Origin of the sequence: Vibrio sp. CCUG 15886, assembly GCF_028570825.1 — a bacterium.
In the GTDB taxonomy this organism is placed as follows: Bacteria; Pseudomonadota; Gammaproteobacteria; order Enterobacterales; family Vibrionaceae; genus Vibrio; species Vibrio vulnificus_B.
Genome location: NZ_JAQQBT010000008.1, coordinates 22,581 through 35,044 on the forward strand (window position 1 = coordinate 22,581; position 12,464 = coordinate 35,044).

Annotated in this window: 9 protein-coding genes; 2 read left to right on the plus strand and 7 right to left on the minus strand. The window is 46.5% G+C overall.

Annotated elements, in window-relative coordinates:
* Positions 1-49 precede the first annotated feature (49 nt).
* From clpX to tig, 3 genes are all read right to left on the minus strand, one after another.
* Positions 50-1,330: an ATP-dependent protease ATP-binding subunit ClpX gene (gene clpX, locus PQQ36_RS14910; RefSeq protein ID WP_011078148.1), complete on the minus strand. Its 1,281-nt coding sequence runs from the start codon at positions 1,328-1,330 to the stop codon at positions 50-52.
* 70 nt (positions 1,331-1,400) lie between these two features.
* Complete coding sequence (gene clpP / locus PQQ36_RS14915) at positions 1,401-2,027, minus strand: ATP-dependent Clp endopeptidase proteolytic subunit ClpP (protein ID WP_011078149.1); 627 nt, start codon at positions 2,025-2,027, stop codon at positions 1,401-1,403.
* Positions 2,028-2,132: 105 nt separating this feature from the next.
* Positions 2,133-3,431, minus strand: a complete 1,299-nt coding sequence (tig, locus tag PQQ36_RS14920; RefSeq protein ID WP_011078150.1) for a trigger factor — start codon at positions 3,429-3,431, stop codon at positions 2,133-2,135.
* Between the two features lie 551 nt (positions 3,432-3,982).
* On the opposite strand from tig, the gene PQQ36_RS14925 reads away from it, so the two are divergent.
* Together PQQ36_RS14925 and PQQ36_RS14930 are read left to right on the plus strand one after the other, a co-directional pair.
* On the plus strand, positions 3,983-5,770 hold the full coding sequence (locus tag PQQ36_RS14925; protein WP_225470794.1) for a sensor histidine kinase: 1,788 nt from the start codon (positions 3,983-3,985) through the stop codon (positions 5,768-5,770).
* A 1-nt stretch (position 5,771) separates the two neighbouring features.
* A complete protein-coding gene (locus tag PQQ36_RS14930) occupies positions 5,772-7,112 on the plus strand; it encodes a sigma-54-dependent transcriptional regulator (protein WP_225470793.1) in 1,341 nt (446 codons plus the stop codon).
* Between the two features lie 94 nt (positions 7,113-7,206).
* Here PQQ36_RS14930 and PQQ36_RS14935 read toward each other — a convergent pair whose 3' ends face one another.
* The 4 genes from PQQ36_RS14935 to PQQ36_RS14950 all read right to left on the minus strand — a co-directional run bounded on the left by PQQ36_RS14935 (position 7,207) and on the right by PQQ36_RS14950 (position 12,454).
* A complete protein-coding gene (locus PQQ36_RS14935) occupies positions 7,207-9,165 on the minus strand; it encodes a DUF3857 domain-containing protein (protein WP_273661763.1) in 1,959 nt (652 codons plus the stop codon).
* 194 nt (positions 9,166-9,359) lie between these two features.
* Complete coding sequence (locus PQQ36_RS14940; RefSeq protein WP_011078154.1) at positions 9,360-10,721, minus strand: TRAP transporter large permease; 1,362 nt, start codon at positions 10,719-10,721, stop codon at positions 9,360-9,362.
* 3 nt (positions 10,722-10,724) lie between these two features.
* Entirely contained in the window at positions 10,725-11,390 is a 666-nt protein-coding gene (locus tag PQQ36_RS14945; RefSeq protein WP_013572185.1) for a TRAP transporter small permease, read from the minus strand.
* 65 nt (positions 11,391-11,455) lie between these two features.
* Entirely contained in the window at positions 11,456-12,454 is a 999-nt protein-coding gene (locus PQQ36_RS14950) for a TRAP transporter substrate-binding protein (protein WP_072612008.1), read from the minus strand.
* Between the last annotated feature and the right edge of the window lie 10 nt (positions 12,455-12,464).

Genomic DNA, 12,464 nt, shown 5'->3' on the forward strand with positions numbered 1-12,464 from the left:
AATAAAAAAGGAGGTAATTCCTTACCTCCTTTTTCTACATCGATTAAATTTACTCAGCGCCAGCGGCTTGGCTATCACTGTTGGTGTAAATCAAAAGCGGCTCTGATTCACCATTAATCACCGATTCATCAATGACAACTTTGCTCACGTCGTCCATCGATGGCAGTTCATACATGGTTTCTAGCAACACGCCTTCCAAAATTGAACGCAAGCCACGAGCGCCTGTTTTACGCTCCATCGCTTTTTTCGCGATCGCTTTTAGCGCATCTTCTCTGAACTCAAGATCCGCACCTTCCAGTTCAAACAGCGCTGCATATTGCTTTGTTAGCGCATTTTTTGGTTGGCAAAGAATCTGAATTAATGCTTCTTCGTCTAACTCGGTCAACGAAGCGGTCACTGGTAGACGACCAATAAACTCAGGAATCAAACCATATTTCACAAGATCTTCTGGCTCTACCTGAGTGAACAATTCGCCCACTGTTTTGCTTTCGTCTTTAGAGCGGACTTCCGCACCAAAACCAATGCCTGTACCTGTTGCAACGCGTTGTTCGATCACTTTATCTAGACCGGCAAATGCACCACCACAGATAAAGAGGATCTTTGACGTATCCACTTGCAAAAACTCTTGCTGAGGATGCTTACGACCACCTTGAGGTGGTACAGAAGCAATCGTACCTTCAACCAGTTTAAGTAGCGCTTGCTGAACGCCTTCACCAGAAACGTCACGAGTAATAGATGGGTTTTCTGCTTTACGAGAAATCTTGTCAATTTCATCGATATACACAATACCACGCTCTGCTTTCGCTACGTCGTAATCACATTTCTGAAGCAACTTTTGAATGATGTTTTCAACATCTTCGCCCACATAACCCGCTTCTGTTAGCGTCGTGGCATCTGCCATAGTGAACGGTACATCGAGGAAACGCGCAAGCGTCTCAGCAAGCAACGTCTTACCGCTACCTGTTGGGCCGATCAGCAAGATGTTACTCTTACCTAGCTCCACGCCATCACTCGTTGTGTCACCATTACGTAAACGCTTGTAGTGGTTATATACCGCAACCGCGAGCACTTTTTTCGCATGGTCTTGACCGATTACATAGTCATCAAGGTGTGCACGGATCTCACGAGGCGTTGGCAACGCTTCAGATTCGCGTTTTGGAAGCACATCTTTGATCTCTTCACGGATGATGTCGTTACATAAATCGACACATTCGTCACAGATGTAAACGGATGGACCAGCGATTAGCTTGCGAACTTCGTGCTGGCTTTTGCCGCAGAAAGAGCAGTAAAGCAACTTACCACTACCACTCTCTTTGCTTTTGTCTGTCATTCGCTAACCTCTTAGCCTTTACTCTTTATGTTTGAGTGTATAACAATTTGAATCAGTTTGCGCAGGCAAATTATGCACTGCGATGAGTCAATACTGCGTCCACCAAACCGTATTCTACTGCCTGATCTGCCGACATAAAATTATCGCGATCAGTATCACGTTCAATCACTTCCAATGGCTGGCCAGTGTGTTCTGCCAACAACTTGTTCAGTTTAGTCTTAATAGTAAGAATTTCCTGAGCATGAATTTGGATGTCTGACGCTTGACCTTGGAAACCACCAAGTGGCTGGTGAATCATCACACGTGAGTTAGGTAGTACATAACGCTTACCTGGTGCACCACCAGCAAGCAAAAATGCACCCATTGAACATGCTTGACCCATACATACAGTGCTCACATTTGGCTTGATGAACTGCATTGTGTCGTAAATCGACATACCTGCCGTCACGCTGCCACCTGGAGAGTTAATGTAAAGGAAGATATCTTTGTCTGGGTTCTCAGACTCTAGGAAAAGTAGCTGAGCCACGACAAGGTTTGCCATGTGGTCTTCAACCTGTCCGGTGAGGAAAATCACTCGCTCTTTTAGCAAACGCGAATAAATATCGTAAGAACGTTCACCACGGGAAGTTTGTTCAACCACCATTGGTACTAGTGCGTCGATGATTGGCGACATTGCATTTTTTTCTTGGTAGCTCATATTCTTATGTCCCTAAAATAAATGGCCCGGATGATAATTATCATACGGACCATTGTTAGCAGAATAGTTAACGTTTAGTCAACCTTCTACGCAAGATATTGCTTATTAAGCTGGTTGGTTCATTAGCTCGTTGAAGCTAACTTCTTTTTCAGAAACCTGAGCTTTAGCAATGATCGCGTCGATAGCTTGTTCTTCTAGAGCAACGTTACGCATGTTGTTCATCAACTGTTCGTTTTGCTCGTAGTAAGTCACAACTTCAGTTGGATCTTCGTAAGCAGTCGCCATTTCAGTGATGATAGCTTTCACTTTCTCTTCATCAACTTTTAGCTCGTGAGCTTTGATCACTTCACCTAGTAGTAGACCCACCACAACACGGCGTTTCGCTTGCTCTTCAAACAGTTCACGAGGAAGCTGCATTGCTGCTTCAACGTTACCACCAAAGCGTTGTGCTGCTTGCTGACGTAGAACATTGATTTCTTGGTCGATAAGCGCAGCTGGCACGTCGATTTCGTTCTCTTTTACAAGACCGTCGATCGCTTGCTCTTTGATACGGTTTTTAACCGCTTGCTTAAGCTCACGCTCCATGTTCTTACGAACTTCCGCTTTAAGTGCGTCGATGCCACCTTCAGCTACACCAAATTTAGCAACGAACTCGTCGTTTAGTTCTGGTAGTTGACGTGCTTCAACTTTGTTCACTTTGATAGCGAATTTCGCTGCTTTACCTTTTAGGTTTTCAGCGTGGTAATCTTCTGGGAATGTTACGTCGATTTCGAATTCCATGCCCTTAGTTTTGCCTTCGATACCATCTTCGAAGCCAGGGATCATACGGCCAGCGCCCATTTCTAGTGGGAAGTTCTCAGCTTTACCGCCTTCAAACTCTTCACCATCGATAGAGCCAACGAAATCGATGCTTACACGCTTACCAGCTTCAGCCGCTTCTTCAACTTCAGTCCAAGTCGCTTGTTGCTTACGTAGAGTTTCGATCATCTCTTCAACGTCAGCGTCTTTCACTTCAACTGCTGGTTTTTCAACAGTGATGTTTTCTAGACCTTTAAGCTCAACTTCTGGGTAAACTTCAAAAGTTGCGTTGAATACTAGATCTGAGCCTTCTTTGTTTTCAACTGGAGCGAAAGTTGGCGCACCCGCTGGGTTGATCTTTTCTTTGATGATCGCTTCGATGAAGTGGCGTTGCATTACTTCACCTAGGATGTCTTGACGTACTGCTTTGCCGTACATTTTCGCAACCATCTTCATTGGCACTTTGCCTTTACGGAAACCATCGAAACGACGGTTTTTAGCGATGTTGCGTAGTTCAGCTGTAACTGCATCTTCGATGTTAGCAGCAGGAACAGTAATATTCAGACGGCGCTCTAGGCCCTCTAGCGTTTCAACAGTAACTTGCATTATATATAAACCTCAAAAATGGCTCAGTTTGACTGAGCATATGAGCCTAACGAATGCCAGAGCAAACGAATACGGCTGCATCCTTGTCTGTGTTCTTTACGAACACCTATTTTAAAATCGAGTATCGGTTTCGCCATGAAACCAAACTAATCAGTGATATCTTCAGCAGGGCCAAAGGTATCTCCCATTAGTCTCAGGACAAAATTTCAGACGCGACATTCTAACGATCTGATCCAACCCTGTCGAGCCAATCACCACTATGTGCGCAATGTCTGTCCTAAAATCTCGAATTCATGTCGCAATTTGGCGGTTAGCAACTAAGATTGGGACAATAACGAGTTTTTCAAGAGAATCGACTGCTTTTTTTATCGAAAAGCGTAAAAAGAGATCTTGCTCTTGTTTTGCTCCACAGAGTTGAGATCTTTTTCGCCACTCTTTTCTACAAACCGATAACATCTGGCTATCCACCCTAATTGGACTGTTTTGTGGCAAGTTAAACAGAATGCGTTACCTGTCATTGCTTGCTGCGATTTTGTTTTCGGAGAATCAGGATGTCTCAACGCACACGTATCGTGCTTATGTTCTTCGTTATTTATCTGCTCTGCATGTTGGTCAGCGGCCGCTACATTTGGCTGACTAGCTACCAAGCGTTAACGCAGCAGCATCATTCTCAATTAGAGCGATTCGCCGGGCACATCCAGAACAAACTGGATAAATTCGCGCACATTCCACAATTGCTCGCCAAAGATGAGCCTCTCATCGATGCGCTGCTGCAGCCAAACAACAGTGCGCAGATTGATCTAACCAACCGCTATCTCGAAGAAGTGAACGCGGTGATTCAAGCGGCAGATACCTATTTAATTGACGAATACGGCAATACTATTGCCGCGAGTAACTGGAATATTGACCGCTCTTTTGTGGGACGTAACTTTGCATTCCGCCCTTATTTTAAACAGGCTATCGTAGGCCAACGCAGCCAATATTTCGCGCTCGGTTCCACCTCGGGCCAACGGGGCTACTATTACTCCTACCCTGTCACCTATGCAGGGTCGATCATCGGGGTTGTGGTGGTTAAGATGGAGCTTCTTTCCATAGAGGACAATTGGCGAGAAAAGCGCAGCGTGTTTGTGGCAGACGATGAAAATCAGATCGTTTTCATGTCCAGTGACCCTGCTTGGTTATTTAAAAGCCTGACACCAAAGTCAGAGAGCGAACTACAACGTATTCGTGACTCACGACAATATTTGGATAAAAGCATTGAATCACTGGATTTCGTCGGTGATTTAAACGCTAAGCAAAGTGAAATCAAGCAAGGCGAACCATACAGTTCAGGCACCATGATTGTCTCTTCACTGCCTTTACCTGACTTAGCACTGACGATTCGGGTGCTCTCTTCGAAACATAACTTGGTAATAACCACCTTTGGCCTGCTTTTGGTCGAAACCTTGGTATTTGCGATTCTTTTCTTACTTGGTCAACTCTACTACCACCGACAGCAGAAGCATCGCCAGATCGAAAGGGTGCAACAGGAAGCAAAACAAAAGCTGGAGTTCCTTGTGATGGAACGCACCGCCGAGTTGCAAGCAGAAATCGCACAGCGCACCAAGACCGAACAAGCCTTACGACTTACTCAAGATGAACTCATTCAAGCCGCCAAACTCGCAGTTATCGGACAGATGTCCGCCAGTATCAGCCACGAACTCAACAACCCATTGGCTGCGATTCGCAGTTTTGCCGATAACGGCAGACTCTTTTTAGAAAAAGAGAAGTATCCTCGGGTCGATGAGAATCTCAGTCGTATTTCCGCATTAACGGAGCGGATGGCAAAAATCAGCCAGCAACTGCGTTCTTTCGCACGAAAATCTGCGGGTGATGAGCTTGTCGAAGCGCGCTTGATGCCCGTACTACTCTCAGCTAACGAGCTAATGAAACCCTCCCTCAAATCCGCGCGTGTGCAACTCGAAACCGATTTTCCAGAACACGATATCCACTTGGTGATCAATACCATTCAACTGGAACAAGTCCTGATCAATCTGATTACCAATGCGATTGAAGCGATGGAGAACACAGAGGCGAAGCAACTGCGTATCACCGTGGACCGGGCGCTTGAACAGCAAATCCGTGTCCATATCGATGATAGCGGCCCAGGCATCGACCCTGCGAAGTTCGCTCAGCTTTGCGAACCTTTCCATACTACAAAGAAAAACGGCTTAGGCCTCGGCCTATCGATTTCACAACAGATATTGGCGGGTATGAACGGCAAGCTTCAAGTGTCACACAGTCCGCTCGGCGGAGCTCGCTTCACCATTATGCTGCCCACTATCAATACAGAGGTTTAATATGAGCTTGGTTTATTTTATTGATGACGAATCCGATCTCAGACTCGCCGTGGAACAGAGTTTTGAGTTGGCCGAGATTGAAGCACACTTTTTTGCTGATGCAGAAAGTGCCTTATTGGCCATGAAAGCGCAAACACAACCTGCGGTAGTCATCACCGATATTTGCCTACCCGGTATCTCGGGTATGGACTTGCTCAACACCTTAATTCATCGTGACCCCGATCTGCCCGTCATTATGATCACTGGTCACGGCGACATCTCGATGGCGGTGAAAGCTCTGCACAGTGGCGCATACGATTTTATTGAAAAGCCATTTTCCCCGGAACACTTGGTCGAAACCGTCAAACGAGCGATTGAAAAACGTCAATTAACCAATGAAAACCAGCTTTTGAGACAATCGCTTAAAGCGAGCAAAACCCTTGGGCCGAGAATCATTGGCGAAACGCCCTCCATCCAAGAATTACGAGCAACCATCAGTCACATCGCTGACACCCAAGCCGATATTCTGCTGTTTGGCGAAACAGGCACTGGCAAAGAGTTGATTGCTCGTTCTATTCATGAGCAAAGTCCTCGTCGTGAGAAAAATTTTGTCGCCCTCAATTGTGGGGCGATCCCTGAAAACCTGATTGAAAGTGAACTCTATGGCCACGAAAAAGGCGCGTTTACTGGCGCAGACAGTCAACGCATTGGGAAATTCGAATTTGCTCAGGGGGGAACGCTGTTTCTCGATGAAATTGAATCAATGCCAATGCAAGCACAAATCCGCTTGTTGCGAGTGTTGCAAGAGCGCGTGATTGAACGCGTCGGGTCAAATCAGTTGCTGCCTTTGGATGTGCGTATTATTGCCGCCACTAAGGTTGACCTCAAACAAGCGGCAGCCAACGGTGAGTTTCGTCAGGATCTCTACTATCGTCTCAATGTGGTAACCCTCAACTTGCCGCCTCTTCGGGAACGAAAAGAAGACATCGCGGCCCTCTTTCACCACTTTTTACTGGTGGAGGCGGCTCGTTACGCAAAAACCGTCCCTGCGCTCTCTGCCAGCGATTTACAGCAGCTGTTAGCTCACAATTGGCCAGGCAATGTGCGAGAACTGCGCAATGCGGCTGAGCGATACATTTTGCTTGGCAAGTTGGCGCAGCTCGGTGAGACACCTGCAAGCACAACAGTGCATTATGCGCTCTCTGACCAAGTGGCCGAATTTGAAAAAAGCGTCATCGAGCAAACGCTGATGGAATGTGGTGGCAGCATCAAAGAGACGATGGACAAACTGCAAGTGGCGAGAAAAACCCTGTATGACAAAATGCAGCGCTATGGTTTAGATAAAGAAAACTACAAACAATAAAGGCCACAAAATGATTGGTGGCCTTGTGTCATTTTTCCCTTGTACTCCTCTCAGATGCACTCAATGGGCAAACATGAGGAATCTTGGTTCCTTGTTATTTTCCTTTGGCATAGCTGAAGTAGTAGGTCATAAACTCATTCGCTTGCTTTGTCTCTTTGATGTACTTCGGTAGTTCATCAACCGAAACCGAGGACGCCTTTCTTTGGTACCGGTAGTTCATGTTGATTTTCTTATAAACTGGCGCCAATACCTGTAACAGCCCTTCCCCATCACCCTTAATCGAAACATCCAGCGAGTAGGTATCATTCTTAACTGAAAACGCTTCCTCTTCGAGCTTCAGTCTATCTGGCAAGTTCACCACGATATTCTGCTCTATCATCAAAGGCGATCCAACGTAGTACGGAGTTTTACGATTTTGAGCTTCTGGCGCATAGAGCGAGTTGTTGATGATATCCGCCGTCACTTCCACTCTCACAGTATTCTCTTCACCTTCCGTCCACGGATTCTCGAGAACGTAAGTTTCCACCATGGTCACAACATTGCTCTGAGGGTCGTCTTGATACTCAAACTCTTCCGCCGCATAAACGCTTTGATAGAAGCGACTATAGTAGTCTTCATACTCACCCATCACCGTTTCCATCGAGTTTGCCGTTAGGTAGCGACGCATACGCTCAGCTTGGTGCCCTTCGTAAAGAGTCGTGATCTTCATCGTGCTGTCACCCTCTTTTTGGTGCTTGAACTGGTATTCAACACTTGAGGTGATCTGGTTGGAGTTATTGACATTCATCTCACTCAACCAAACAGATTCGGGCTTAATCACCAGCGCGTAACCAAGCTCAGACTGTACAATCGAATCTAACGCATCGCCCTGTTCTGTAACTGTCGGATCAACCCAATATTCAATACCTTGATGGAAGAAATTCACAATAACATGGTCGAATGCACTATGACCCGGCAGTTGTTCGTTGAGTTTCTCGCGATGAACGGTACTCACTAATGCGGGGTAAGCTTCAACGCCAAGTTGGTTTAACAAGGCCGCCAGAAGCAAAGATTTGTCTTTGCAATCACCATAACCTTGCTCCAAGATTTGCTCAGGCAAACGAGGAGCGTGTGAGCCGATACCGTTCTCAATACCCAAATAACGTATTTTTTGCTGCGAAAGTTTAATCGCCGCCATGATTTGCGCTTCTTTTGAAGGCAAAGCTTTCAACTGCTCTAGCTCTTTAGCGAACAAACGCCCAGAGGTAGAATTTGGGTAAAGAGGAAGCGCCCATTGAGCCACCTCTTGCCAGTTATCGTAGTTCGAAACATTGATATAAGGGTATGGGATAAACCAGCTTGGCTGATCTTTTTCATCAAAATCGTACGCTCTTCTACCATCTTCAAAAACGAACTCTTCCATCGCGCCAACTTGGCGATGCGTCAATGAACCGAACTCTGAGTTCCCAACGCGTGTGATGGTAAAACCTTTGTCTACAGGGACCAAGCTGCGTGCGTACACTTTAGCCACTGGCACTGACCAACCCAATCTAACCCATGTATCAAACTTATCACCAAAAACAGGGTTGGCTCCTTCAATGCTAAAGCTGTAGTCAATAATGTCGCCAACTTGGACATTCTTCAAAACCAAGTAATACGTTTCAGTGCCGTTATACAACAGTTTTTCTAAGTCGGATTCTTGCTTAAAACGCTTTAACTCCACCTCTCGCGACTTATCAATACGTTGACCATCGCGCCATACATCGACGTGGTGAAATAGCACTTTTTCATAATGAGGATCAAACGAAATGGAGATCTGAGAGTTGTCTTCAACCCCTTTAGAATTAACGGATTTGGTTGCATAGTGGGTGTACATCATCGGCTTGGGCAACGTAAAGTTGTACTGTTTGTCCACTAACAGGAAAATGCTTCCATCCACTCGATCTCGTCGATTCTCTTTGTCAAAAGTTTGCTTCACAACCCATTCTGGTGTGGGGGTTAACACAAGCGATTCACCCGCAAAAAGAGAAAAGCTCGCCGCAAGTAAAAGCCAGACTGACCATACAAATTTCATATTTATCCAACGCTATATTTTAATTTCATTTAATTAATCGGATGAATACTAACGAGTTAAGCGGCAAATAGTAAGCCCTTTACAAAGAAACCCGCCAAATGGGCTTTGGCGGGTTACGTTTAACGAATTTCGTACTTATTACAGAGACTTACCACTTGAGCTTATCGCATTGAATCTGCGGTAAGGCGACATAGTTACTTGGTAATGATCTCCGGCCCCATCAGTGTGGTTGGTAGCCAAGTCGATACCCAAGGAACGTACGTGACAATAATGAGGAAGAGGAACATCACCGCCACCCAAGGCAATGCGGCTTTGACCACATTCATCATCGACATTTTTGCCACCCCTGCGGTGACGAATAAATTGAGCCCGACAGGCGGAGTGATCATGCCGATTTCCATGTTCACCACCATGATGATACCCAAGTGAATCGGGTCGATGCCTAACGCAATGGCGATGGGGAAGACTAACGGAGCCACGATGATCAGTAGACCTGATGGTTCCATAAACTGACCGCCAATCAGCAGCAATACGTTAACCACAATCAAGAAGGTGATGGGACCAAGCCCCGCTGACAACATCGATTCTGTGATCATTTGCGGAATGCGCTCTTCCGTCAGCACGTGTTTAAGAATCAATGCGTTGGCAATGATAAACAACAACATGATGGTCAGCTTACCTGCTTCAAAAAGCGTATGTTGGGTGTCTTTATGAAAGAAGGCTTCAAACACTTTCACGAGCGCAGGACGTTGGTTTTGCTTATCGGCAAAAGGCCCCATGTCTTTATAAACGAAGTTAGCGATCAAGAATGAGTAGACGGCAGCCACCGCAGCCGCTTCGGTTGGGGTAAAAATGCCCCCATAGATACCACCAAGGATGATCACCACCAACAGCAATCCCCAACTCGCTTCCTTTGCCGCGTTGATGGCTTCTGACCAACCCACAAAAGGCTGCTTAGGCAGATTTTTTATTCGTGCTGCAATATAAATCGCCACAATCAGCATAAGACCGGCAAGTAGCCCTGGGATCACGCCGCCTAGGAACATACGACCGACCGAGACATCGGTGGCCGCAGAGTAAACGACCATCACAATCGACGGCGGGATCAAAATACCCAGTGTTCCAGCATTACAAATCACCCCAGCGGCGAACTCTTTCGAGTAACCGTTTTTGATCATCCCAGCGATGACGATGCTACCAATCGCCACCACGGTAGCCGGTGAAGAACCGGACAGCGCGGCAAACATCATACATGCCACTACCGAGGCCATGGCTAGGCCACCGCGAAACCACCCCACCATAGCAATCGCAAAGCGGATGATGCGCTTGGCTACTCCACCCGTCGACATAAAACTGGATGCCAAGATAAAAAACGGAATCGCCAACAAGGTGTAATGGCCTTCAAAAGCATTAAATAAAGTCTGCGCCACCGACGCCAAAGACGCATCGGAGTGCCACATCAAAAACAGAATGCTCGATAAGCCGAGAGAAACCGCGATAGGCACGCCAATCAGCATAAAGCCAATGACTAACAAAAATAAAAATAGAATATCCATCGCTTACTGCTCCTTACCATCACGACGTGAACCACCCATCAAATCGTCGGCATCACCCATCTCCGCTTTCAATGCTTCAAGATCTTCTTCTGCCTCATGACCCGCGATCATGCGATCTTGTTGATTGGTCAGAATTCGCCATGCGACCTGCAAAAAACGAAACGTCAGCAACGCCATCCCAACGGGAAGTGCCATGTAAGGAATAAAACGGGGGATCTTCTCGTACGCTTCGCCTTCATTGAACCAATCCGACATAAACTGAAAAATCTCAGGCATCGGGATATCGTCGGTTTCATACCAAGCACGCTCAGTCGCAAAGGGGTACCAGTAATTCCAAGAGCCAATCAAAAGTAAAATAGAAAAGGTTAAGCAACAACTGACGGCCACCAAGGCCAGTACTTTGCGTAACGGTGGTGGGGCTTTATCAATCACCACATCCACACCGATGTGGAAGTGTTTCTTCACACCATAAGACGCGCCGACCAACACCATCCACGCGAACATAAATACGGTAAGTTCAAGGGCCCATAGAATGTTGTCGTTAAAGAGATAGCGCATCACAACATTGACGAAAGTCAGCAGTGTCATGGCACCAAGGAAAAATGCAATCAGCCCTTCTTCTACCCGATCGGTGAAGTGACCAATTTTTGCCAAAAGTGATTGTTCCATAATCGATTCGCTCATTATTGTGCTAAAAACTGGGCTCTGACTCGACCGTCAGAGCCCGTTCTTATTTATTGCTTGTTTGACGCCAATGCTGCATCAATCAGATCTGAACCGATGTCTTTCTCAAATTTCTTCCAAACAGGTTTCAACGCCGTTACCCACGCTTCACGTTGCTCTGGCGTCAATGTGCGTACCACACCACCCGCTTCAATCACGTACTGCTTGTTGGCTAACTCAACCTTGTTGGACTCTGCGTTACGTTGCTCTGTCACTTCTTTTAGGATGGTCGCGAACTGATCACGCACATCCGCAGGCAGGCCATCCCACCACTTGCTTGAGGTCACGACTAGGTAATCCAAAATACCGTGGTTGGTTTCAGTAATACCATCCTGTACTTCAAAGAATTTCTTACCGTAGATGTTAGACCAAGTGTTTTCCTGACCATCAATAACCTTGGTTTGCAGCCCGCCATACACTTCGGCAAACGACATTTTTTGCGGGTTCGCACCCAGTTGTTCAAACTGAGCGACGAGCACGTCAGAGGCTTGCACGCGGAATTTCAATCCTCTGGCATCCGCTGGCGAAATCAGTGGCTTGCTGGCTGAAATTTGCTTCATGCCGTTGTGCCAGAACTCTAACCCACGCACACCACGACGATTCATGGCATTTTTCAACTTCACGCCCGCGTCTGAGTTTTGGAAACGGTCAACCGCGTCGACGTCTTCAAACAGGAATGGCAGGTCAAAGATGCGATATTTCTTGGTGAATTTTTCAAACTTGGAAAGAGAAGGGGCCGCCAATTGAACATCGCCGTTTAGCATGGCTTCTAACACTTTGTCGTCATCGTACAGTGTTGAGTTTGGGTAAACCTGCATACACGCTTTGCCATTCATCTCTTCGTTCACGCGTTTTTCCAGTAGTGATGCCGCGATCCCTTTCGGGTGCTTATCGGTATTGGTGACGTGGCTGAACTTGATGACGATCTCGCCTGGGTCACAGTTGGCCGCCGCATTGAAACTGGTGACAGCAAGTACGGAAGCAGCAAGTAGGGTTAGAGGCTTTAACATTATTCTTCTC